General features: G+C 71.4%; 17 protein-coding genes and 1 pseudogene. 1 reads left to right on the forward strand and 17 read right to left on the reverse strand.

All coding sequences use genetic code 11. The annotated features are described in order from the left end of the window. Positions 1 to 224 precede the first annotated feature (224 nt). From CP976_RS17135 to CP976_RS17180, 10 genes and pseudogenes are all read right to left on the reverse strand, one after another. Positions 225 to 497 (reverse strand): annotated as a pseudogene (locus tag CP976_RS17135) (AAA family ATPase); the annotation flags it as partial. Beyond that, positions 497 to 2,815, reverse strand: coding sequence for a xanthine dehydrogenase family protein molybdopterin-binding subunit (locus CP976_RS17140; RefSeq protein ID WP_150481166.1), 2,319 nt, complete (start codon positions 2,813 to 2,815; stop codon positions 497 to 499). The pseudogene CP976_RS17135 and the gene CP976_RS17140, both read right to left, overlap by 1 nt. Continuing rightward, positions 2,812 to 5,424, reverse strand: a complete 2,613-nt coding sequence (locus CP976_RS17145) for a 2Fe-2S iron-sulfur cluster-binding protein (RefSeq protein ID WP_150481167.1) — start codon at positions 5,422 to 5,424, stop codon at positions 2,812 to 2,814. The genes CP976_RS17140 and CP976_RS17145 overlap by 4 nt, the downstream gene beginning before the upstream one ends. Then, a complete protein-coding gene (locus tag CP976_RS17150; RefSeq protein ID WP_086850970.1) occupies positions 5,421 to 6,314 on the reverse strand; it encodes an FAD binding domain-containing protein in 894 nt (297 codons plus the stop codon). The genes CP976_RS17145 and CP976_RS17150 overlap by 4 nt, the downstream gene beginning before the upstream one ends. Positions 6,315 to 6,575: 261 nt before the next feature. After that, the gene (locus CP976_RS17155) at positions 6,576 to 8,207 is read right to left on the reverse strand and encodes a beta-N-acetylhexosaminidase (RefSeq protein ID WP_150481168.1); all 1,632 of its coding nucleotides are present in this window, start codon (positions 8,205 to 8,207) and stop codon (positions 6,576 to 6,578) included. A 1-nt stretch (position 8,208) separates the two neighbouring features. Then, the gene (locus CP976_RS17160) at positions 8,209 to 9,054 is read right to left on the reverse strand and encodes a carbohydrate ABC transporter permease (protein ID WP_150481169.1); all 846 of its coding nucleotides are present in this window, start codon (positions 9,052 to 9,054) and stop codon (positions 8,209 to 8,211) included. Next, the gene (locus CP976_RS17165) at positions 9,051 to 9,965 is read right to left on the reverse strand and encodes a carbohydrate ABC transporter permease (RefSeq protein ID WP_229875256.1); all 915 of its coding nucleotides are present in this window, start codon (positions 9,963 to 9,965) and stop codon (positions 9,051 to 9,053) included. Before CP976_RS17165 ends, CP976_RS17160 begins: the two co-directional genes overlap by 4 nt. A 305-nt stretch (positions 9,966 to 10,270) precedes the next feature. Continuing rightward, positions 10,271 to 11,569, reverse strand: a complete 1,299-nt coding sequence (locus CP976_RS17170) for an extracellular solute-binding protein (RefSeq protein WP_150481171.1) — start codon at positions 11,567 to 11,569, stop codon at positions 10,271 to 10,273. 211 nt (positions 11,570 to 11,780) lie between these two features. Further along, complete coding sequence (locus CP976_RS17175; RefSeq protein ID WP_003990595.1) at positions 11,781 to 12,062, reverse strand: DUF3039 domain-containing protein; 282 nt, start codon at positions 12,060 to 12,062, stop codon at positions 11,781 to 11,783. 29 nt (positions 12,063 to 12,091) lie between these two features. Then, the gene (locus CP976_RS17180; protein ID WP_167537351.1) at positions 12,092 to 12,664 is read right to left on the reverse strand and encodes a YqgE/AlgH family protein; all 573 of its coding nucleotides are present in this window, start codon (positions 12,662 to 12,664) and stop codon (positions 12,092 to 12,094) included. Positions 12,665 to 12,916: 252 nt separating this feature from the next. On the opposite strand from CP976_RS17180, the gene murA reads away from it, so the two are divergent. Next, the gene (gene murA, locus CP976_RS17185; RefSeq protein ID WP_150481173.1) at positions 12,917 to 14,257 is read left to right on the forward strand and encodes a UDP-N-acetylglucosamine 1-carboxyvinyltransferase; all 1,341 of its coding nucleotides are present in this window, start codon (positions 12,917 to 12,919) and stop codon (positions 14,255 to 14,257) included. Positions 14,258 to 14,494: 237 nt separating this feature from the next. Here the strand turns inward: murA and CP976_RS17190 are convergent, their stop codons facing one another. From CP976_RS17190 to CP976_RS17220, 7 genes are all read right to left on the reverse strand, one after another. Next, positions 14,495 to 14,776 (reverse strand): HU family DNA-binding protein, encoded by a 282-nt coding sequence (locus tag CP976_RS17190; protein WP_003990598.1) that lies wholly within the window; start codon positions 14,774 to 14,776, stop codon positions 14,495 to 14,497. A gap of 340 nt (positions 14,777 to 15,116) precedes the next feature. Next, positions 15,117 to 16,550: an NAD-dependent malic enzyme gene (locus CP976_RS17195; RefSeq protein WP_150481174.1), complete on the reverse strand. Its 1,434-nt coding sequence runs from the start codon at positions 16,548 to 16,550 to the stop codon at positions 15,117 to 15,119. A 368-nt stretch (positions 16,551 to 16,918) separates the two neighbouring features. After that, complete coding sequence (locus CP976_RS17200; protein ID WP_150481175.1) at positions 16,919 to 19,204, reverse strand: HelD family protein; 2,286 nt, start codon at positions 19,202 to 19,204, stop codon at positions 16,919 to 16,921. 60 nt (positions 19,205 to 19,264) lie between these two features. Continuing rightward, positions 19,265 to 20,092, reverse strand: coding sequence for an anti-sigma factor family protein (locus CP976_RS17205; RefSeq protein ID WP_280117470.1), 828 nt, complete (start codon positions 20,090 to 20,092; stop codon positions 19,265 to 19,267). Beyond that, a complete protein-coding gene (locus CP976_RS17210; protein ID WP_010039908.1) occupies positions 20,092 to 20,613 on the reverse strand; it encodes a sigma-70 family RNA polymerase sigma factor in 522 nt (173 codons plus the stop codon). Before CP976_RS17210 ends, CP976_RS17205 begins: the two co-directional genes overlap by 1 nt. Before the next feature lie 373 nt (positions 20,614 to 20,986). Next, positions 20,987 to 21,580 carry a CGNR zinc finger domain-containing protein gene (locus tag CP976_RS17215; RefSeq protein WP_150481177.1) on the reverse strand — a complete coding sequence of 198 codons (594 nt, stop codon included), beginning with the start codon at positions 21,578 to 21,580 and terminating at the stop codon, positions 20,987 to 20,989. A gap of 250 nt (positions 21,581 to 21,830) precedes the next feature. Next, the gene (locus CP976_RS17220) at positions 21,831 to 22,982 is read right to left on the reverse strand and encodes a uroporphyrinogen-III synthase (protein ID WP_150481178.1); all 1,152 of its coding nucleotides are present in this window, start codon (positions 22,980 to 22,982) and stop codon (positions 21,831 to 21,833) included. Positions 22,983 to 23,070 lie beyond the last annotated feature (88 nt).

The raw sequence follows: 23,070 nt of genomic DNA on the forward strand, positions 1-23,070 counted from the left end.
CGTCCCCTGGCGGAGCACGGCGGACCGCCCGGCCAGGCCCGGCAGCCGTCCCCCACTGCCCAGAACAGTACGCCCCACCACTGACAACGCCCCGGAACAGCGACGCGCCCGGCGAGGGCGCGTCCACCTCAGCAGACGCTCAGACCACCCTCGCGCGTTCCCTTTCCGCGAGAATCGCCTCCACGGTCTGTTCCACCGTCAGCTCCGAGGTGTCCAGCCACAGCCAGCACCACGTCCTGCACGACCGCCGTGAACCCGGCCTCGGCGTACGCGTCCGCCGTCGCCGCCGACAGGCGGTACCGGAGCCGGAGCTGGGCCTCGGCCTCGTCCCCGGCGCCGGGGACGTATTCCTCCCGGCCGGACACGATCATGCGCCGGAACACGTCACCGCGGACGTGCGCGGCCCGCGGCAGGGTCTCCGCCAGCGCCTGGGCGACGGTCGACTTGCCGGCCGCCATCACTCCGGTGACCAGGACGACCCCGTCCGGAACGGGCATCAGGACCGTTCCGTGACCACCGCGGCCTGCGGGCGGATCGGCAGCCGGTTCACGGGGCGGCCCGTGGCGGCCCGTACGGCGGACGCGATGGCCGCCGGGGACGTCACCACCGGCACCGCGCTGACCGCCTTCGCCCCGAAGGGGGCGACCACGTCCCGTTCCTCGACCAGCCTGACGATGCGGATGTCGGGCGCGTCGAGGGCCGTCGGGAGGGCGTAACCGGTCAGGTCCGGGTGGCGGATCAGACCGCGCGGGGTGCGCAGGTTCTCGGTCAGCGCGATGCCCAGGCCCTGGGTCACGCCCGCCTCGATCCGGGCGGCCAGCTGGGTGGGGTTCAGGACCCGGCCCACGTCCTGGGCGACGGCCAGTTCCACGACCCGCACGGAACCGAGCTCGATGTCGACGTCCACCACCGCGCGGATCGCGCAGAAGGCCATGCCGACGAAGGCGTCGCCCTGGCCTGCCTCGTTCAGCGGTTCGGTCGGGTGCGGGCGGCACTGGGCGGTCGCCCACAGTTCCTTGCCGTCCAGCGCCTCGGTGACGGTCGTCGAGAGGACTCCGTCGTACGACGTGATCTTGCCGTCGGTGATCTGGAGCAGCTCCGTGGACATGCCGAACTTGTGGGCGAGCGGCTGGAGGAGCTGCGTGCGGACCATCTTGGCCGCGCGCTCCACCGCGCCTCCCGACACCCAGGTGTGCCGACCCCGGCAGCCGGCGCCCGCCGGGGGCTGGTCGGTGTCGACGGGCGCCACGTGCACCTCGTCTATGCCGAGCGTCTCCTGCACGATCTGCCGGGCCAGGGTCGTGAAGCCCTGGCCGGTCTCGACGGCCGCGCACAGTACCGTCGCCACACCGTCGTGGACCTTCACGGTCGCCGTGGAGACCTCGTCCGCGCCCTCGGCGCCGAGCATGTGCACCATGCCCACGCCGTAGCCCACGCCCCGGCGCACCGCGCCCGGTTCGCCCGCGCCCTCGGGGCCGCCGGGCAGCAGCCACTCCTCCTCGGGCGTGTCCTTGGGCAGCGGCGGCAGCGGGAAGTCCCGCACGGCCTGGAGCAGTTCGGCGACGGGGGCCGGGCAGGTCACCGTCTGGCCGGTCGGGAGCACGTCGCCCGTCGCCATCGCGTTGCGCAGCCGCACCTCGGCCGGGTCGATGCCGAGCTTCTTGGCGATCTTGTCCATCTGCGCCTCGTAGGCGGCACACACCTGCATGGCGCCTTCGCCGCGTACGTGGCCGGACGGGGGGTTGTTGGTGCGGACGGCCCAGCCCTCGATGAAGGCGTTCGGGACGACGTACGGGCCGCAGGCGAACGCGACGGCGGCGGCCAGGGCGTCGGCGGAGGTGTCGGCGTAGGCGCCCGCGTCGAGCAGGATCTGCGCCTCCACCTTCACGAGTCTTCCCTCGGCGTCGGCGTGGTGGCGGTAGCGCAGCAGGGTGGGGTGCCGGTGGGTGTGCCCGAGGAAGGACTCCTCGCGCGTGGCCGCGAGTTTCACCGGGCAGCCGGTCCGCAGCGCCAGCAGGCCGAGCGGGAGCTGGAAGCTCTGGTCCTCGCGGTCGGCCGTGGCGCCGGGGACACCGGTGACGACGACCTTGACCCGTTCGGGTTCCAGGCCGAAGGCGGCGGCGGCCGTGTCGCGGTCGGCGTGCGGGTCGGTGGAGGCGAGGTACAGCTCCACACCGCCGTCCGGGCGCGGTACGGCCAGGCCCGCCTCGGCGCCGATGGGCGCGGGGTCCTGGCGGCCGATGCGGTACAGGCCCTCGACGACGATCTCGCCGGCCGCATCCGGGTCGCCGTGGCGCAGCGGGATGTGCCGGATCAGGTTGCCGTCGGGGTGCAGCGGCTCCGCCTCGAACGCCTGCTCCGGGTCGGTCACCGGGTCGAGCACCTCGTACTCGACGATGACGGCGGCGGCGGCCATCCGCGCGGTGTCCGGGTGGTCGGCGGCGACGGCGGCGATGGGCTCGCCGTGGTGGCGTACCACCTCGGAGGCGAAGAACGGGCGGTCGGCCGTGCCGCGGCCGTGCAACGGGCTGCCGGGGACGTCCTCGTGGGTGACGACGGCGCGTACGCCGGGCATCTCGCGCGCGTGGGTGGTGTCGATGGACACGATGCGCGCGTGCGGGTGCGGTGAGCGCAGTACGGCCGCCCACAGCAGGCCCTCGGCCCACAGGTCGGCGGCGTACGGGAAGGTGCCCTCCGTCTTGGCGCGGGCGTCTGCGGGCGGGAGGGAGGCGCCCAGGCCGTGCGGCAGCGGTTCGGGGGCGGGGGCGGCCTCCGCGGCCTGTGCGGCCTGCGCGGTGGCTGCTTCGTTGCTCACGCGGGGCCTCCGTCCTGGCCGTAGGGCTGGTCATGAGGGTCTGGAGTGTGCGGTTCCGGGGGCGAGCCGAAGGCCGACGCGTGGACGCCGCCGGCGCCCGGGCCCGCCTGGTGCGGGATACGGGCCTCGTCGGTGGCGCCGTCGGCGGGCGCGGAGTGCGCCTCGCGTTCGGCGACGACCTCCTGTACGGCGTCCACCACGCCCCGGTAGCCGGAGCAGCGGCACAGGTTGCCGCACAGCGCCTGGCGGGTCTCCAGCTCGGTGGGCGCCGGGTTGCCCTCCAGGAGGTCGTGCACGGTCATCGCCATGCCGGGCACGCAGAAACCGCACTGCACGGCGCCGCAGCGCGCGAGCGCCCGCTGCACGTCCGACGGCTGCCCGTCCTCGGCCAGGCCCTCGACGGTACGGACCTCGCTGCCGGCGGCGGTCACGGCGGGGACCAGGCAGGACGCGACGAGCCGCCCGTCGACCTGGACGTTGCACGCGCCGCATTCGCCCTGCGAGCAGCCGTCCTTGGCGCCGGCGAGTCCGAGCCGCTCGCGCAGCACGTACAGCAGGGACTCGCCGATCCACGCGTCGGTGACCGGGCGGTCGGTGCCGTTGACGCGCAGGACGAAGGAGGCGAGGGGGTGTTCCTCCTGCGGGGCCGTGGAGGACGCGTCCCGGGAGGCCTCGCCCTGGGGGCCGGCCGGGTCGTGCGTGACGCCGGAGTGGTCCTGCGCTGCCGGGTCGTCCGGGGTCTCGCCGTCGGCGTCCTCCGGTCCGGCGTTGTCCGGACTCGCCTCGGCCGGGACGGGCCCGGTGGACTGCTCGGCAGGGGCGTCAGCGCCCTCTGCGGCCTCTGGGGCGTCCTCGGCGGCCTCACCGGGGCCGTGAGCGTCCTGTGAGACTTCCTGGGCGCTCTGCGGGGGCGCGGTGGCTTCCGCGTGCGCCTCCGGCGCGGGCTCGCGGGGGGACTCCCCCGGGGCCTCGGGGTACGGCTGGGGGGACGCGGCCTGTTCGGGGGCGTGCGCGGCTGACCCGGGGTGCTCGGCGTGCTCGGGTGCGTCGTCGGTGGCACCGGGGTGCCCGGTCGGCTCACCGACGCGGCCCGACGGCTCCTGCGCGTGGCCGGGCGAGCCGGAGGGCTCCGGGCCGTGGTGGTCCGTGAAGGCGTGCGGCTCCGAGCCGTAGTGGTCCGCGTCGTGCGGCTGGTCCGCGTCGTGCGGCCCCGGGCCGTGACCGGTGAAGGCGGACTGATCCGGGCCGTGGTCCGTGAAGCCGTGCGGATCCGGTCCGGCTACGTCGTGCGGCTCGGGGCCCTGGCCGGGTACACCGTGCGGATCCGGGCCGTGGTCCGAGAAGGCGGACTGATCCGGGCCGTGGTCCGTGAAGCCCTGTGAGGCCGACCCGTGCTCGGTGAAGGCAGACGGCTCCGGGCGGTGGTCGGTGAAGGCGTGCGGCTCCGAGCCGTGGCCGGGCGCGCCGTGCGACTCCGAACCGTGGTCCGTGAAGCCGTGCGGCTCCGAGCCGTGGCCTGGCACGCCGTGCGACTCCGACCCGTGGTCGGCGAATGCCGGCGGCTCCTGCCCATGGTCGGCTCCGTCGGACGGCTGGGGTGCGTGACCGGCGCCGGGCATCTCCGGCCCGTGGCCACCGAATCCCTGCGACTTCGGCCCATGGCCACCGAATTCGGACGACTCCGGCTCATGACCGGCGAAGCCGGACGGCTCCGGCACCTGCCCGGCCCCCTCCGGCTGCTGCGGCACGTGACCAGCCGACGGGTCCGCCTCCTGCGGCATGGGCCCGGCCGGGGGCTGCTCCGGGGCGTGGGCGCGCTGCGCGGCCGGATCCGGTGCGTACCCGGAGGCCGGTCCGGCGGCCGGCGGCTGCCCGTGTCCGTGCCCGCCGTCCTGCTCGTGTCCGTGCGGATAGCCCGACCCGGACTGCTCCTGCCCCGCCGCGTCCTGCTGCCCCCACGGCCGGCCCGTCGCCTGTGTCGCCCACGGCGCGGGCGCACCGCCCGGCAGCGTGGGCGGCGGGGTGCCGCCCCACTGCTCGACCAGCGAGGACGTGGTGAACTCGCCCGACTCGTCCGGAAGGTCGCCCCCGGCGACGGGGATGGACCACTGCCCGGTCACGTCATGGCCGGGTGCGGACTCCGCCCCCGAGGCGTCCTCGAAATTCCACTGCCCGGTGGCTCCCGGGTTGTACGTGAAGCGGTCGTCCTCGCCGTGCCGCGCGGCCCCCGCGTCGGAGCCGTACGGCGTGCCGGATCCGTACGGCGCCTGGGAGCCGTACGACCGCTCCCCCGTGTCGTGTCCCGGCTGCTGGTGCGCCGCGTGCGGGTCGTGCCACCGGGCGCCGTCGACGGGCGCGCCGGGGACCGGCCACGCGCCCGGGGCCGCCGGGTCGGTTCCGGCGGTCGTGGCGGGGTCGACCGTTATCTGCGGCGGCACGTAGCCGTGGCCGGGCGCGGCGAGGGGGCTGTCGGCGGCCAGCAGTGCGTCGACGCCCCCTTCGGGGAGTTCGACGAAGGCGGTGGCGCCGTCGTCGTACTCGCCCTGGGGCAGTGGGTCCCAGCGGCTCCCGCCTCGGGGCGTGCCCTCTCCGTGCTGGTCGTCGGTCACGACAGCGCCCTCCCCAGTGCTCGTCGGGCCAGCGCGGCGACGGTGCGCCGCAGGTGCAGTACGGCGGGCGGAAGCTGTGCGACCGAGCCGTCCTCGGCCGGCGCCGCGTCGGGGATGCAGGCCGCGGCGACGTACTCGCCGAAGGCACTCAGCGCCTCCGGCACGAGCGCGCGGTTGTTGTCCCAGTCGATGAGGCTGCCGACCCACTGCTCGGCCTCCAGGGGCCGCAGCGGCATCGGCGCTATGGCGCCCACCGCGCAGCGCACACCCCGGCGTGCGGGATCCAGGACCAGGGCCACGGATGCCACCGCGCGCCCCGGGCCGGTACGGCCGGTCGCCTTCAGGAAGACCTGCGGGGCGTGCAGCAGCGGCACGCGCACGTAGCCGATGAGTTCGCCGGCGCGCAGCATGTCCATCCCGGCCAGCAGGTGCGACACCGGGATCTCCCGGCGGGCTCCGCCCGGGCCCGCGATGATCAGTGTCGCCTCCAGGGCGGCCAGCACCGGCAGCGCGTCCCCGGTGGGGGCGGCCGAGGCGATGTTGCCGCCCAGGGTGCCCGCGTTGCGGATGTGCGGCGGACCCGCGGCGCGCGCGGCGGCGGCGAGCGCCGGGATCAGGGCCGCGAAGTCGGGGCGGCCCATGCGCGCGTGCGTGAGACCCGCGCCGAGCAGTGCGTGACCGTCGAGGTACTGCCAGCCGCGGATCTCGCTGATCCGGCCGAGTCCCACCAGCGCGGCGGGCCTGAGCTGTCCGGAGTTGACGGCGGCCATCAGGTCGGTGCCGCCCGCGACGGGCACGGCGGCGGGCACGGCGGTGAGTGCCGCGACGGCCTCGTCCAGCGTCGTGGGCAGCGTGACGGCCTGCGCCGCCTGCGGTGCGTGCGTGGTCAAACCGGCTGCCCCTTCCCGCTGCCCCACCTGGTCCCACCTGTGCTGCCGTACGGTACGTGCTGACAGGGCGGACGTGGCAACTCTGGCACATCTTGGCGAGAGCCGAAGACACGGGTCCGCTAGGAGGCATTCGCCCACCTCGCCGGGGAGATGGTCCGTTTTCGCCTGGGTTCGCCAGTGCGTGGGGATTGGCACTTTCGGTGACCCTTGTGCGCTTTTTCCGTGGCTTGTTCGAGCTGTTCGGTAGGGACGGGCCCGGTGTTACCGGCTGGGCGGCGGTCCGTCCTTCGGGCGGCCCAGCACCCCGGGGCGCCGCTGCCAGGGCAGCGGGCCGGCGGGTGGCCGGTAGGCGACGCCGAGGGCGTCGAGACGCCGGTAGTGGGCGGCCATACGGTGCTCGAAGGCGGTGAAGTCCCGTTCCGCCGGGGCGGGCAGGTCGCTCCAGGCGACCTCGGCGAATGCCGCGAGCCGGGGGAAGGTCTGGTAGTCCACCCGTGCGTGGTCCTCCATCACCTCGGTCCATACGTTGGCCTGGGTGCCCAGCACGTGCCGGGCCTCCTCGGGCGTCAACTCCGGTGGCACGGGCTCGAACCGGTAGACGTCCTCCAGGGTGCGCACCCACCCGATCGGTACCGGCTCGTCGGGGCCCGGGGCCTGACGGTGGTCCAGATACACCTGCTGCTCGGGGCACATGACGACGTCGTGGCCGGCCCGGGCGGCGGCGATGCCCCCGGCGTAGCCGCGCCAGGAGGACACGGCCGCGCCCTTCGCCAGCCCGCCCTCCAGGATCTCGTCCCAGCCGATCAGCCGGCGCCCGCGCGCGGCGAGCCACGCGTCGAAGTGCCCGATGAACCAGGACTGGAGCTCGTCCTCGTCCGCGAGGCCGAGTTCCCTGATGCGTGCCTGGGCCGTCCCGGACCGCCGCCACTGGTCCTTGGGGCATTCGTCGCCGCCGACGTGGACGAACTCCGACGGGAACAGCTCCAGCACTTCCTCGAAGACGCCCTCGTAGAAGCGCAGGGTGGTGTCGGTGGGGGCGAGTACGTTCGGGTTGATTCCCCAGGTGTCCCAGACCGGCAGGGCGTCCGTGTCGATGACGTCGGTGTTGCCGAGTTCCGGGTAAGCGGCGATGGCGGCCTGCGAGTGGCCGGGTACGTCGATTTCGGGGACGACGGTGATATGCCGCTCGGCGGCGTAGGCGACGATCTCCCGGATGTCGTCCTGGGTGTAGTAGCCGCCGTGCGGCTTCTCCTCCCACAACGGCGAGGCCCGGTGGCCGGTTTTCGTCCGCGCGCGCCAGGAGCCGATCTCCGTCAGTCGTGGATGCCGCTCGATCCGGATGCGCCAGCCCTGGTCGTCCGTCAGATGGAAGTGGAAGACGTTGAGTTTGTGCGCGGCCATCAGATCGAGATAGCGCAGGACGCCTTCCTTGGGCATGAAGTGCCGGGCGACGTCGAGCATGAGGCCGCGCCAGCGGAATCGGGGCGCGTCGTGGATGGCGACGGCGGGCACCTCCCATTCCTGGCGGCGGGTCACCGGCGCACGGCGAAAGGCATCGGGGCCGAGCAGCTGACGGAAGGTCTGGGCGCCCCAGAACAGGCCCGCCGGACTCGCCCCTTCGATGAGGACGCGCTCGGCGTCGGCCGTGAGGCGGTACGCCTCCGGTCCGCCCAGGGCGGGCAGGATGCCCAGCCGGACGCGGCGGGCGTCGCCGGTGTGCGGGTCCAGCGGCAGACCGGTCGCCGCGCCGACGGTCGCGCGCAGCCACCGCGCGACCTGCTCGGTCCCGGGGCCCGCCTCGATCCCGGTGCCCGCGTCGAGGAGGAAGCCCTGTCCGTCCCCCGTCTCGACGCTCAGGGGAGCCGGAATCACGTCCGTGTTCGGAGGAGTCACGTCAGTCCTTCACCGCTCCGCCCAGTCCGGAGACCAGGCGCCGCTGTACGAGTACGAAGAAGACCAGGACCGGAATCGTCATCACCGTGGAGGCGGCCATGACGCCGCCCCAGTCCGGGTCGTCGGGCTTGTAGAAGACCAGCAGCGCCATCGGCAGCGTCGACTGGGAAGTGTCACTGATGATGAACGACTTGGCGAAGAGGAAGTCGTTCCAGGCGGAGATGAAGGAAAACACGCTGGTGGCCACGAGCCCCGGCAGGACCAGCGGGAAAAGGATCTGCCACAGGAATCGCGCCCGGCTCGCCCCGTCGATGTAGGCGGCCTCCTCCAGCGCCTCCGGAACGGCTTTCACGAACCCCCGCAGCATCCAGATCGCGAAGGGCAGCGAGAAGGCGATGTGGGGCAGGATCAGCGAGCCCAGGGTGTTCAGCTGGCCGAAGTCCCGCATGAGGAAGAAGAGGGGGATCGTCAGGGCCTCGACCGGCACCATCTGGGCCACCAGAAACATGATCAGCAAGGTGGTCCGGAGGCGGAACCGGAATCGTGTCACGGCGGTCGCGGCGAGAAACGCGATGAGCGCGGAGGCGATCACCACACAGCCCGCGACGACGAGGCTGTTGAGGAAGTAACGGCCGAATTCCTGCTGCCCGAAGACGCGTTGGAAGGAGTCCAGAGAAGGCGCGAGAGTCCACGGCCGGGGCTCGCTCGACTCGATCTCCCCGGCCGGTTTGAAGGCGCCGAGCACCATCCAGTACAGGGGAAAGGCGACGACGACCGCGACCAGCAGGGCCGAGGCCTCGGCGGCCAGCCGCCCCGGGCGGCGCACACGAACGCGAAGCGGGTTCACAGTTCCTCCCCCTGCCGGCGCAGCAGCCGCAGGTACACGAGCGTGACGGCGAGCAGGATCAGCAGCATCACGACGCCGATCGCGGAGCCGAGGCTGTACCGCGAGGACGCGAAGGCCTGCTGGTAGGCGTAGACGTTCAGGACGAGGTTCTGGCCCGCGATGCCGCCGCCGCCCGTCATGACGTAGATCTGGGTGAAGACCTTGAAGTCCCAGATGACCGACTGGATGGTGACGACGACCAGGATCGGCCGGAGGATCGGGGCGAGTACGGATCGCCAGATGCGCCACTGCGAGGCACCGTCCAGGGCGGCGGCCTCCAGCACTTCGACCGGTACGGCGCGAATCCCCGCGTACACGGTCACCATCACGAACGGGAAGGAGCACCACACCACTTCGAGCAGGACGAGGAAGAAGGCGCTGAGACGCCCGTACGTCCACGAGTGGTCGCCGAGGCCCAGCATCCGGTTCACCGGGCCGAAGTCCGGGTCGAAGAGGAACAGCCAGACCGTGGAGCCGGTCACCGCCGGTGTCGCCCACGCGCCCAGGGCGGCCAGCATCAGCGCGAGCCGCGGTACGGCCCGTACGCGCGTGAGCAGCACGGCGAGGGCACAGCCGACCGCGAGCGTGGAGACGACACAGGCGGCCGCGAACAGCACGGTGGCGAGCAGCACCTGCCAGAACTGCGGGTCCCCGAACAGCTCGGCGTAGTTCGCGAACCCCCGGAACGCGGTCGGTTCCCCTCCGCTGACCTGTGCCTGCGTGTACTCGAAGAACGAGATCAGGCCGAGCTGGTAGATGGGGTAGACGAGCAGCCCCCCGAGCACGACCAGCGCGGGCGCGAGATACAGCCAGGGCGTCCACCCACCGGCCGCGAGCGGTGAGGCACCGCCCGCACCCCGCGTCCCGCGGATGCCCTTGACCGAATTCCGCCCCGGCGAACCACCGCCATGCCCGGCCCGGCCCCCACGGGAACCGTCCCCGCCCGCCCCGCTTCTGGCCACGAGTGACGAGGTGCCGCTCCCAGGAACGGACGAGGGACGCCTACCGGTCGTACCACGCGCTTCTCCCGCGGGGGCAACGCCAACCGGGGCGACTCCTGCGGGGGCCTTCCCGTCGGAGGCGGCTCCGGCAGGGACAGCCTTGGCCGGATCGGCTCCCGCAGGGACACTCCCCGCGAAGTCGGCGCCCGCCGCTTCCCCCCGGTCGTTCACCCGGCTCACCCCGCGGAGCCGAACGCGGTGTTCATCTTCTTCGCCGCGTCCTCGGAGGCCGCGGGCACGTCCTTCTTGCCGCTGATGATCTCCTGGAACATCGTGGGCAGGACGAGCGAGGAGTCGATCTGGGCCCAGGCGGGTGAGGCCGGGACGAACTTGGTGCCGGCCGAGAGGGTCCGCACGAAGGGCTGCACGAACGGCTCCTTCGACGCGACGTCCTGCCGTACGTCCGTGAAGGTCGGCAGGAAGCCCATCGCCTCGAAGAGTTCGGTCTGGGTCTTCTTCGAGGCGAGCTGTTCCATCAGCTCGACCGCGAGCGTGCGGTGGGACGTGCTCTTCAGGACGCCGATGTTGTTGCCGCCCGCGAAGGCCGGTGCGATCGAGCCGGACTTCACACCCGGCAGCGGGACGACGGCGTACTTGCCCTTGACCTTCCCGGCCTCGACTGCGGTGTGGCTGAAGTCGCCGCCGATCGCCATCCCGGCCTTGCCCGCGGCGAACGCGGAGATCGTGTCGTTGCCGCCCATGCCCGCGCACTTGGCGGCCGGACAGTTGTCGTCGCCGAAGAGGGTCGTGTACGCCTTGATGCCCTTCTGCGCCTGCGGGCTGTCGATGCCGGAGGCGTACGAACCGCCCTTGCCGCTCGCGAGCTCACCGCCGTTGGCCCAGACGAACGGCATCGCGCCGTAGGTGTAGGCGCCGCCGACGACGAGCCCGTAGAGGTCGGGCTTCGCGGCCCGTATCTCGCGGGCGGTGGAGGCCAGTTCGTCCATCGTCTTCGGGGTGGACAGGCCGAGTTCCTCGAAGACGTCCGTGCGGTAGTACAGCGCGCGGACGCCGACGTAGAAGGGGGCGCCGTAGACCTTGCCGTCGACCGTCACCGACTGCTTGGCCGTCGGGTCGGTGTCCTTCGCCTCGCTCCAGTCACCGAACTCCTTCGTGACGTCGAGGAGTCCGCCGTCCTTCACATAGCCGGCCGTGTCGGTGTTGCCGTACTCCATCACGTCGGGAGCGGAGGCGGGGTCGTTGAAGGCGGCCTTGACGCGCTGGGCGCGGGTGTCGATCGGGATGTACTCGACGTCGACCTCGGTGCCCTTGTGGGCCTTCTCGAAGGCGGCGACGACCGAGTCGACGACCTTCTCCTTGGGGGTGTTGCCGACCTCCTGGAAGAGCCACACGCGGAGCGTGCCGGTCTTCTCGTCCTTGTCGGAGGAGGAGTTCGTGGCGGTCTGGGGGGCGCAGGCGGTGGCGAGGAGAGCGGCGAGGGCGGTGAGCCCGGCACATCGGACGGACAGCTTCATGGAGTGCTCCTCCGAGGGAGTGTTGCAACATGCGCAATGAAGGTTTCGCTGTGCACAACACCTCGGAGGCTAGGGACTGCATGAACACGCCCACAAGAGGTCTCAACCACTCTGTGACCGGCTGACGCATCCTGCGCAACGCCCGAACAGCACAAAAGCCTCCAGGGCGCGCAAAACGCACCCTGGAGGCTTTACGCCGCGCAGACCGGGACTACTTGTCGCCCTTGCCCTTGTCGTCGTCGCCGGAGCTCATGGACTCGTAGATCTCCTTGCACATGGGACACACCGGGTACTTCTTCGGGTCGCGGCCCGGCACCCAGACCTTGCCGCACAGCGCCACGACGGGGGTGCCGTCGAGGGCGCTCGCCATGATCTTGTCCTTCTGGACGTAGTGGGCGAAGCGCTCGTGGTCACCGTCACCGTGGGAGGTCTGCGGCGTCGGCTCTACGAGGGTCCCCGTACCAGTCCCGCGCTCGGGCTCGAGAGTGCTCATAGGCCCAAGGGTACTGAAGCTCACAGACATCAGTTGAGCGAAGGGTCGTCCGGGTACGTCGCCACCATCGCCAGCTCGTTGCGCTGGCGGCGCAGCACCTCGCGCCAGAGCCTCTCCGGGAACGGCGAGGAGACGTCGCCGGGCTCCGACTCGACGACGTACCACGCGCCGTCCACCAGCTCGTCCTCCAGCTGGCCCGGGCCCCAGCCGGCGTACCCGGCGAAGATCCGCAGCGAGCCGAGAGCAGAGGCCAGCAGTTCCGGCGGTGCCTCCAGGTCGACCAGACCGATCGCCCCGTGCACCCTGCGCCAGCCCAGCGGTGCGGCCTCCCCGGACGCGCCGCCGGGAACGACGGCGACCCCGAGGGCCGAGTCCAGCGACACCGGGCCGCCCTGGAAGACGACGCCGGGTTCACCGGCGAGATCCCCCCAGCCCTCCAGGATGTCGCCCACGTCCACCGGGGTGGGGCGATTCAGGACGACACCGAGAGAGCCCTCCTCGTCGTGGTCGAGGAGCAGCACCACCGCGTGGTCGAAGTTCGGGTCCGCCAGGGCGGGCGTGGCCACGAGCAACCGCCCTGTGAGCGAGGACACCTCGGTCATGCCAGACATGATCCCGCATCTTCCCTTTCCGTGGGGAGGCAATGCGGGTACGGGAGGGAACGCAGCTCAGGGCGCACTGGTGCGTTTGTCGCGCACGGATGTGACGGTGACCCCATGTGCCCGGCACGGAACGGTTCGTGTTGTGACAGAGCTATGACGTGGCTGGGTCTGATTCAGGCTTACGGAAGGGGGGTGGAGGGCGATTACCCTTTCCCTCCTGGCCCCTGCCCGACTCCACGGAACGCGAGATTCATGACCGTCAACGACGATGTCCTGCTTGTCCACGGCGGAACCCCGCTGGAGGGCGAGATCCGTGTCCGCGGTGCGAAGAACCTCGTACCGAAGGCCATGGTGGCAGCGCTGCTGGGCAGCGCCCCGAGCCGCCTCCGCAATGTTCCGGACATCCGTGACGTACGGGTCGTACGGGGTCTGTTGCAGCTGCACGGTGTGACGGTCCGTCCGGGGGACGCACCCGGCGAACTGGTGATGGATCCGACGCGCGTGGAGAGCGCGAACGTCGCTGACATCGATGCCCATGCGGGTTCGAGCCGTATCCCGATCCTGTTCTGCGGCCCCCTTCTGCACCGCCTCGGCCACGCGTTCATCCCGGGCCTCGGCGGCTGCGACATCGGCGGCCGGCCCATCGACTTCCACTTCGACGTGCTGCGGCAGTTCGGCGCGCGGATCGAGAAGCGGGCGGACGGGCAGTACCTGGAGGCCCCGCAGCGGCTGCGGGGTACGAAGATCAGGCTGCCGTACCCGTCCGTGGGCGCGACCGAGCAGGTGCTGCTGACGGCGGTGCTCGCCGAGGGTGTCACCGAGCTCTCGAACGCGGCTGTCGAGCCGGAGATCGAGGACCTGATCTGCGTCCTTCAGAAGATGGGCGCCATCATCGCGATGGACACCGACCGGACCATCCGCGTCACCGGTGTCGACAAACTCGGCGGCTACACCCACCACGCCCTGTCCGACCGCCTGGAGGCCGCGTCCTGGGCGTCCGCCGCGCTGGCGACCGAGGGCAACATCTACGTCCGTGGCGCCCAGCAGCGCTCGATGATGACGTTCCTGAACACCTACCGGAAGGTGGGCGGGGCCTTCGAGATCGACGACGAGGGCATCCGCTTCTGGCACCCCGGCGGCCAGCTGAAGTCCATCGCGCTGGAGACGGACGTCCACCCCGGCTTCCAGACCGACTGGCAGCAGCCGCTGGTGGTGGCCCTGACCCAGGCCACGGGCCTGTCCATCATCCACGAGACGGTCTACGAGTCCCGCCTCGGCTTCACCTCCGCCCTGAACCAGATGGGCGCTCACATCCAGCTCTACCGCGAGTGCCTGGGCGGCTCCGACTGCCGCTTCGGCCAGCGCAACTTCCTCCACTCGGCCGTCGTCTCCGGCCCCACCAAGCTCCAGGGCGCCGATCTGGTCATCCCCGACCTCCGCGGCGGCTTCTCGTACCTCATCGCGGCGCTGGCGGCCCAGGGCACGTCCCGCGTCCACGGCATCGGCCTCATCAACCGCGGCTACGAGAACTTCATGGAGAAGCTCATGGAGCTGGGCGCGAAGGTCGAGCTGCCGGGCAAGGCGCTCGGCTGATCCCGGCCCCGGAGCAACGCCCGCCCGGCTGGGGGTCCGGGGGTTATCCCCCGGGAAGACACAGCATGGAGAAGCTCATGGAGCTGGGCGCGAAGGTCGAGCTGCCGGGCAAGGCGCTCGGGTAGCCCCCGAAGTCAGTACACGCAGTGAAGCCCAAAGGGGCGGCCACCCGGATCGGGTGGCCGCCCCTTTGGTGTCACTGTGCCTCGTACGTCCTCAGACGCACGGACGACCAGGTCACTTACCCTTGGCCGCTTCCTTGAGCTTGGAGCCCGCGGAGACCTTCACGCTGTAGCCAGCCGGAATCTGGATCGGCTCGCCGGTCTGCGGGTTGCGGGCGGTGCGAGCGGCACGGTGGGTGCGCTCGAAGGTCAGGAAGCCGGGGATGGTGACCTTCTCGTCCCCCTTGGAGACGATGTCGCCGACCACGTCGGCGAACGCGGCCAGCACGGCGTCGGCGTCCTTGCGGGTCACCTCGGCGCGGTCGGCCAGCGCGGCCACCAGCTCACTGCGGTTCATGTTGTTACTCCCGTGTTCATCTTGCCGTTGAGGCGTCAGATCGAAGCCGATGCTGCCAGGGTCCTCCATGAGTCCCCGGACCCGGGTCCGTCGTCAGACCCTCGCGCCCAGGGAGGCATCCTGCCTCTACCTGCGGCGGGAAAGCCAATCCGGCACCCGGCGGAGTCGTGAGAACACCCTTGGGGAGTCACACGAAAAGAGGGCCTGAGCCTGGCCGCCACGATAGGGGTCCGCCGCTGACAGTGGTCCCTCGACGCGCCGTTTTCCGGGTTGCCGTGGGGATCCTCACAGTCCGGGGGCCGGTGCCCCCGGACCTCACTGCGGGTCGAGCGCCTCGTCCTCAGACGCCGGACGAGCTGCTCACCGTCGCGCCGGCGGCCTTCGCGGCCTCCCGGACCGCTCCGGCGACCGCGCCCGCGACCTTGTCGTTGAAGACGCTCGGGATGATGTAGTTCGGGTTCAGCTCGTCCTCGGTCACCACGTCCGCCAGGGCGGTCGCGGCGGCCAGCATCATCTCGGTGTTGACCGTGCGGGACTGGGCGTCCAGCAGGCCGCGGAAGACACCCGGGAAGACCAGCACGTTGTTGATCTGGTTCGGGAAGTCGGAACGGCCGGTGGCCACAACGGCCGCGGTCTGGCGGGCGATTGCAGGGTCGACCTCGGGGTCCGGGTTCGCGAGCGCGAACACGATGGCACCCTCGGCCATGGCGGCCACGTCGTCGCCGTCGAGGACGTTCGGGGCCGAGACGCCGATGAAGACGTCGGCGCCGCGCACGGCCTCCTTGAGGGTGCCGGTCAGGCCCTCGGGGTTGGTGTTGTCGGCGATCCAGCGCAGCGCCGAGTCCGGGGCGGCGTCCACCAGGTCCTCGCGGTCCGCGTGCACGACGCCGTGGATGTCGGCGACGACGGCGTTCTTGACGCCCGCGGCGATCAGCAGTTTCAGGATGGCCGTACCGGCCGCGCCGGCGCCGGACATGACGACGCGGATGTTCTCGATCGCCTTGCCCGCGACGCGAAGTGCGTTCGTGAGGGCGGCGAGGACGACGATCGCGGTGCCGTGCTGGTCGTCGTGGAAGACGGGGATGTCGAGGGCCTCGCGCAGCCGGGCCTCGATCTCGAAGCAGCGGGGGGCGGAGATGTCCTCCAGGTTGATGCCGGCGAAGCCCGGGGCGATCGCCTTGACGATCTCGACGATCGCGTCGGTGTCCTGGGTGTCGAGGCAGATCGGCCAGGCGTCGATACCGGCGAACCGCTTGAAGAGGGCCGCCTTGCCCTCCATGACGGGCAGCGCGGCCTTCGGGCCGATGTTGCCCAGGCCCAGCACGGCGGAACCGTCCGTCACGACCGCAACGGAGTTGCGCTTGATGGTGAGGCGGCGGGCGTCCTCGGGGTTCTCGGCGATCGCCATGCAGACGCGGGCGACACCCGGCGTGTAGACCATGGACAGGTCGTCACGGTTGCGGATGGGGTGCTTCGACGCCATCTCGATCTTGCCGCCGAGGTGCATGAGGAAGGTCCGGTCCGAGACCTTGCCCAGCGTGACGCCCTCGATGCCGCGGAGTTCCTCGACGATCTCGTCCGCGTGCGCGGTCGACGAGGCCGCGATGGTGACGTCGATACGGAGCTTCTCGTGACCGGAAGCGGTGACGTCGAGGCCGGTCACCGAGCCTCCGGAGGACTCCACGGCGGTGGTGAGCTGCGAGACGGCGGTTCCGCTCGCGGGCACCTCCAGCCGGACCGTCATCGAGTAGGAGACGCTGGGCGCCGTTGCCATGGCCGACTTCCTCTGCTTTCACCTGACGCTGAGTTGTGCCGTCCGATCGTCGCACCTACCGCTGAGTAGCAGGTAGCCACCCTCGATTGCGAACGTTTTGTTCGCGGAACAGGCCAGCAAAAAGAGACCCACGTCACGTAGGGACGTGGGTCTCTTATGAAGTAGGTGGCACCGACCCGCCATGCTCGCCTCGCGGCAAGTGGTCGCTCGTAGCGACGATGGTTGGGCCCGGGGGCTTGGATCGAGCCGGTGCCACGTCCAGGCTAACAAACAGATCCCGTAAGGCCATTCCCGTACCGGGAGTTCATTTCGCCGACAAGTGGGTATCCGGGCGCGGTCCGTCCAAAAGGTGGGTCCGAGAGGACGGATCAGTCCCTGAGCAGGTCCGGTACTCCCGTCGCGTCGGGCTCGTCCCGTTCGGCCGAGACGACCGTGAGCTGCTGAGTGGCCCGGGTCAGTGCGACGTAGAGCACGCGCAGTCCGGCCGGGGACTCGTCGGCGATCTCCGCCGGGGAGACCACGACCGTCGCGTCGTACTCCAGGCCCTTCGCCTCCAGGCTGCCGAGTGCCACGACCCGGTCGCCGAGCCCGGCGAGCCAGCGGCGGGCCTCCTCGCGGCGCTGCATGGCGACGACCACGCCCACCGTGCCGTCCACGCGCTCCAGCAGCCGGGCCGCCTCGGCGCGTACGGTTTCGGCCAACGTGTCGTCCACGACCGTGAAGCGGGGCTCGACGCCGGTGGAGCGGACCGCCTTCGGGGAGGCGGAGCCCGGCATGGCGAGGGCCAGCACCTTCGAGGCGAGCTCGGCGATCTCGGCCGGGTTGCGGTAGTTCACGGTGAGCTCGAAGCGGCGGCGCGGGCGGGTGCCGAGGGCCTCGTCGCGGGCCTGGGCGGCCTCGTCCGGGTCGGACCAGGAGGACTGGGCCGGGTCGCCGACGACCGTCCAGGTGGCGTGCCGGCCACGGCGGCCGACCATGCGCCACTGCATCGGGGTGAGGTCCTGGGCCTCGTCGACGATGACGTGCGCGTACTCCGTGCGCTCCTGCGCGAGGCGCTCGGCGCGCTCGCGCTGCGACTCCTCGCGCACCGGCATCAGCTCCTCCAGGCCGGTGAGCTGGTCCAGCGGGTCGAGTTCTCGCCTCTTGCGGGGGCGGGCCGGGGCGCCGAGGATCGCCTGGAGCTCGTCGAGCATCGCGATGTCGTGCACGGAGCGGCCCTCGCGCTTGAGGGAGCGGGCGACCTTACGGATCTCTCCGGGGTTGAGGATCCGCCGGGCCCAGCGGCCGAGGCGCCGCTCGTCGGCCATGGCGTCCAGGACCGCCGCCGGGGTCAGCTCGGGCCACCAGGCGTCGAGGAAGGTGAGGAAGCTGTCCTCGGAGGTGATGTCCTCGTCGAAGGAGGAGCGCAGCTCGGCGGCGAGCTCCGGGTCGGTGTGGCGGCCGGCCGCGCCGGACTGCTCCCACAGGGCGTCCAGGAGCAGCTTGCGGGCACGGGGGCGCAGCAGGTTCACGGGGGCGGTGCCGCCGAGGGCGGCGCGGCGGATGTCCGCCAGTTGCTCGGCCTCCAGCTCCAGGCGGCGGCCGAAGGCGACCACGCGCAGCCGGGCCGGTGAATCGTTCAGCTCCAGGGCTCCGCGCGCGGCCTTGCGCAGCACCTTGAGCATGCGGGACGAGCCCTTGGCGCGGGCCACGGACGGGGAGTCGTAGAGCGTGGCCTCGGCGCCGTCGACGAGGGAGCCGATGGCGCGGATGGCGACCTGGCCCTCCTCGCCGAGGGAGGGCAGCACGCCCTCGGTGTAGGCGACGAGCAGCGGGGTCGGCGAGACGATCAGGATGCCGCCGGCGTACCGGCGGCGGTCCTGGTAGAGGAGGTAGGCCGCGCGGTGCAGGGCGACGGCGGTCTTGCCGGTGCCGGGGCCGCCCTCGACGTAGGTCACGGAGGCGGCGGGGGCGCGGATGACCAGGTCCTGCTCGGCCTGGATGGAGGCGACGATGTCGCGCATGGTGTGGCTGCGGGCCTGGCCGAGCGCGGCCATCAGGGCGCCGTCGCCGATGACGGGCAGTTCGTGGCCGTCGAGGAAGGCCGTCAGCTCGGGGCGCATCAGGTCGTCTTCGACGCCGAGCACCCTGCGTCCCTTGGAGCGGATGACACGGCGGCGGACGACCCGGCCGGGGTCCACGGGCGTCGACCGGTAGAAGGGGGCGGCGGCCGGTGCCCGCCAGTCGATCACCAGCGGGGCGTAGTCCTGGTCGAGGACGCCGATGCGGCCGATGTGCAGCGTCTCGGCGATATCGGCGGTGTTGTCCTCACGGATCACGCCCTCGGCGGGCTCGACGGCGGTGTACGCGCCGTCGGGGCCCTTCTTGCCGTCCTTGCCGCGCAGCAGGTCGATGCGGCCGAAGAGGAAGTCCTCGAACTCGTTGTTCAGCCGGCTGAGGTGTATGCCGGCCCGGAAGACCTGGGCGTCCCGCTCGGCGAGCGCGCCGGGGGTGCCGACCTGGCCGCGCTGGGCCGCGTCGTTCATGAGGAACTCGGCCTCGTGGATCTTCTCCTCGAGGCGCCGGTACACCCGGTCCAGGTGTTCCTGTTCGACGCCGATCTCTCTGTCTCTCAGGGAGTCGAGCGCGGTTTCCTGCTGAGCCTGAGCGGCCACCGGGTCCCCTTCTGACGTGCTGGGCAGCCGTCCACCGTACGCGAAGGGGACCCGGTAAGGCTACGCGTCGACCTCGACCAGCCGCTTGCCGTCGAAGGTCACTACCTCGAAGTGATCGATCTGGTTCGGCTCGAAGGCGGCACCGCCCTGGACGTACAGCGGCTCCTTGGCCTTCTCGGACTTGGCGTCCGGCAGGCCGTAGCCCCATTCCGGGACGGACCAGGAGGCGAGGGTCTCCCGCTCGCCGTTCTTGCCGACCGCGACGAGGGCGCACTTGAGCGGGCCCTTGAGGTTCTTCAGCTCCAGGACGGTGCCGGTGCCCCAGTCCTTCTTCTGTACGGCGACGGTCGCGGAGACCTTGGTGTTGGGGTCGGTGGCCGTGATCTTGTCGGAGATGCCGTCGAAGGCTTCCTTGGCGGGGCTCGCGGCGAGCGGGCGGTTCTCCGCGCCGCCGCCGTCACCGCCGCCGTTCGTCGCGACCGCGACGAAGGGGCCGCCGATGATCAGCGCACCGGCCGCGGCCACCATGTAGAAACTCCGGCGGCGCTTCTGGGCCCGGCGGTCGGCGACCTCGTCGACCAGCTTCTCCACCAGGCGCGGCCGGGGCTTCGCGGACAGCGACTCGCCGATCGCGGGTGTGCCCGATCCGGGCAGGTCGGCCAGGGCGGCGAGCATCGGCTCCATGCCGGCCAGCTCGTCGAGCTGCTGGGCGCACCATTCACAGGTGGCCAGGTGGGCTTCGAAAGCGGTTGCTTCGGCGTCGTCGAGGATGCCGAGAGCGTAGGCGCCGACGGTCTCGTGCTCATTCGGCACCGGAGATTCCTGCATGGGACCAGACATACCCATGCCTCCCGTACCGAACCCTTGGTTACCCCCGTAAACACTCATCACGCCGTCACCCCCCGCTCCTCCAGTGCCAGCTTCATCGAACGCAGGGCGTAGAACACCCTGGAGCGGACGGTTCCGCTGGGTATGCCCAGGGTTTCGGCCGCCTCATTGACCGTACGCCCCTTGAAATACGTCTCGACGAGCACCTCCCGGTGAGCGGGGGTCAGGTCGTCGAGTGCGTCCGAGAGAGTCATCAGCCACAGCGCCTTGTCGATCTCGTCCTCCGCGGGGATGACCTCCAGCGGCGACGGGTCGACCTCCTGCGGCCGGGCCTGCCGGCTGCGGTGGCCGTCGATGACGATGCGCCGGGCGACCGTCACCAGCCAGGGGCGTACCGATCCGGTCGCTCGATTGAGCTGTCCGGCGTTCTTCCAGGCACGGATGAGCGTCTCCTGCACGACGTCCTCGGCGCGCTGCCGGTCTCCGGCAACCAGGCGCAGGACATACGCAAGCAGGGGTCCGGCGTGTTCGCGATAGAGCGCACGCATCAGCTCCTCGTCGGGTTCCGAGGGCTGGGACATGCGATGTCGGGCCCTCGGTGCACGTTCATTGGCCACGACGGAATCCTTGCGCACGCCCACCTCCGGTGTCCGGGGGTTCCCCCAGTCGGTCGCTCCACATGCCGTACGGATGCGAGCCGTTGGGTGTTCAAAGAGGCGTGACAGATTTCTTCGAAGTGACGTGACGAGGGGGACATGGGAGCACATTCCCACCCCGCGTTCTTTACATTTCCGCCACATCGACCAGATCAAGCCAGGCTTTCCCTACGGTGGCGTAGGTAAACAACGTGTAATCGAAATCACTTCGACGGTGCGTCCACAGAAGTCGCATTTAGGACAGGGAAATTGAATGTAGCAGCCACCCAACGGCCTTGCTGTGAAGGGCAAAAGGGACTTAAGCGCGGGTGAGTGCCGCGCGGCGGCGGTGCCGGGCGACCCGTTCGCGGTTCCCGCAGACCTCGCTGGAGCACCAGCGCCTCCTGCGTCCCCGGGACGTGTCGAGGTACACGATCGGGCAGTTGTCGCCCTCGCACTGGCGCAGGGCCGCGCGGGCGACGGGGTCGGTCAGCAGGTCCACGGCGTCCCGGGCGACGGCCGCGAGCAGGGCGGGGCAGCCGGGCGGGCCGTCCAACTGCCGTACGAGCTCGCCGTCCGAGCCGCGGACGGCGCGCGGGGCGGGAGGCGCGGGACGCGCGAGGTCGTTGATGCGCGCCAGCGCGAAGTCGTAGGCCCGGGCCCCGGATCCCGGCCAGCCGCGCACCAACCGGTCGATCTGACCGCGCAGTTCACGGAAGGCGGCAGGCCAGGTGGCGTCGGCGTGGGCCAGGGCGGTGTCCGCCGGGACGAGTCCGGAGCCGGTGATCCAGGCGCGCAGCACGTCCACGGAGTCCAGCCGTTCCTCCGGATGCGTGGTGGAGAGCAGATCGAGGCAGATCCGCCCGGCATCGAACCGCAGCTCGTACGGGGTCGTGGCCGTAGCCAGTGCCATGTGCCTGTCACCGCCTAGGGTGCACCCCGGTCGCGAGGGGTTCGGCGGGGTGCCAGTGAGAGGGCTGGGAAACCGTTCCCTCTTACAGTGCCTGCCCACCGCGACGCCGGAAACCCCTAGGGGGCGCCCGCAAAGTCCCGCCGGCCCCGCGGCGCTCGGCACCACTCTCCGCCGCACCGGTTCGAACGCCCGCGTACAACCAGTACACGGGCGTCAGCGTGGCGGTTTTTCGCTCAACTCGCGGACGCGGTCACGCGTCCGCGTACTTCGTGTCCGCTGCCGGGTCCAGGGCGAGGCGGTAGCCCCGTTTGACCACCGTCTGGATCAGTTTCGGCGTGCCGAGGGCCGTGCGGAGGCGGGCCATGGCCGTTTCGACCGCGTGTTCGTCGCGGCCGGAGCCGGGCAGGGCGCGGAGGAGTTCCGCGCGGGCGACCACCCAGCCGGGGCGGCGGGAGAGGGCGCGCAGGAGGGACATGCCGGCGGGCGGTACGGGCTTGAGGTCGCCGTCCACCAGGACGGCGTGCCCGCGGATCTCCACCCGGTGCCCGGCGATCGGCAGCGCGCGTGCCCGGCCGGGCAGTTCCTTGCACAGGAGCTGGACGAGGGGGCCGAGCCGGAAGCGTTCGGGCTGGATCGTGTCGATACCGCGGGACTGCAACGGCAGGGCGGTGACCGGGCCGACACAGGCCGGCAGTACGTCGTGGCTCATGGCCTCCAGGACCTCGGGAAGCATCCCGCGCTCCTCCGCCCGGGAGAGCAGGGAGGCCGCGGCCGGGGCGCTGGTGAAGGTCAGCGCGTCCACGCCCCGGGAGACCGTGGCGTCCAGGAGGCGGTCCACCGGGGCGATGTCCTCCGGAGGCATCCACCGGTAGACGGGCACGCCCACGACCTCGGCCCCGCCCTCCCGCAGCGCCTCCACGAACCCGGGCAGCGGCTCACCGTGCAGCTGGATCGCGATCCGCTGCCCGTCGACGCCCTCCTCCAGCAGCCGGTCGAGCACCTCCGCCATGGACTCCGACGACGGCGACCACTCCTCCGTCAGCCCGGCGGCCCGGACCGCGCCCTTCACCTTGGGGCCGCGCGCCAGGATCCGTGCACCGCCGAGCCGCGACAGCAGATCGTCGCCCAGTCCCCAGCCGTCGGCGGCCTCGACCCAGCCCCGGAAACCGATCGCGGTCGTGGCGACCACGATGTCCGGCACCTGGCGGATGAGCTCCTTCGTCGCGCCCAGCAACTCGCTGTCGTCGGCGAGCTGCACGATCCGCAGGGCAGGGGCGTGCATGACGGCGGCTCCGCGCCGCTGGAGCAGCGTGCCCAGCTCGTCGGCCCGGCGCGCGGCCGTCACCCCCACGGTGAAACCCGCCAGGGGCCCGTGGTCCGGTCGCTGTTCTTCCTCGTACATGGCTCTCGTCCCGCACTCGAGTCGTCGTACTGATGGGTACGGCGTACCTACATGCCGATCGAGCCTGTCAACGGCTCGTGACAGGCTC

Origin of the sequence: Streptomyces coeruleorubidus (assembly GCF_008705135.1) — a bacterium.
In the GTDB taxonomy this organism is placed as follows: domain Bacteria; phylum Actinomycetota; class Actinomycetes; order Streptomycetales; family Streptomycetaceae; genus Streptomyces; species Streptomyces coeruleofuscus.

What these genes read in the sequence shown, in the direction of transcription:
- CP976_RS17210 (WP_010039908.1), bottom strand. Translation starts at nt 20,613, where the DNA reads ATGTCCCAGCCCTCGGAACCCGACGAGGAGCTGATGCGTGCGCTCTAT.
- CP976_RS17215 (WP_150481177.1), bottom strand. Translation starts at nt 21,580, where the DNA reads ATGGCACTGGCTACGGCCACGACCCCGTACGAGCTGCGGTTCGATGCC.
- murA (WP_150481173.1), top strand. Translation starts at nt 12,917, where the DNA reads ATGACCGTCAACGACGATGTCCTGCTTGTCCACGGCGGAACCCCGCTG.
- CP976_RS17205 (WP_280117470.1), bottom strand. Translation starts at nt 20,092, where the DNA reads ATGAGTGTTTACGGGGGTAACCAAGGGTTCGGTACGGGAGGCATGGGT.
- CP976_RS17180 (WP_167537351.1), bottom strand. Translation starts at nt 12,664, where the DNA reads ATGACCGAGGTGTCCTCGCTCACAGGGCGGTTGCTCGTGGCCACGCCC.
- CP976_RS17190 (WP_003990598.1), bottom strand. Translation starts at nt 14,776, where the DNA reads ATGAACCGCAGTGAGCTGGTGGCCGCGCTGGCCGACCGCGCCGAGGTG.
- CP976_RS17175 (WP_003990595.1), bottom strand. Translation starts at nt 12,062, where the DNA reads ATGAGCACTCTCGAGCCCGAGCGCGGGACTGGTACGGGGACCCTCGTA.
- CP976_RS17170 (WP_150481171.1), bottom strand. Translation starts at nt 11,569, where the DNA reads ATGAAGCTGTCCGTCCGATGTGCCGGGCTCACCGCCCTCGCCGCTCTC.
- CP976_RS17220 (WP_150481178.1), bottom strand. Translation starts at nt 22,982, where the DNA reads ATGTACGAGGAAGAACAGCGACCGGACCACGGGCCCCTGGCGGGTTTC.
- CP976_RS17195 (WP_150481174.1), bottom strand. Translation starts at nt 16,550, where the DNA reads ATGGCAACGGCGCCCAGCGTCTCCTACTCGATGACGGTCCGGCTGGAG.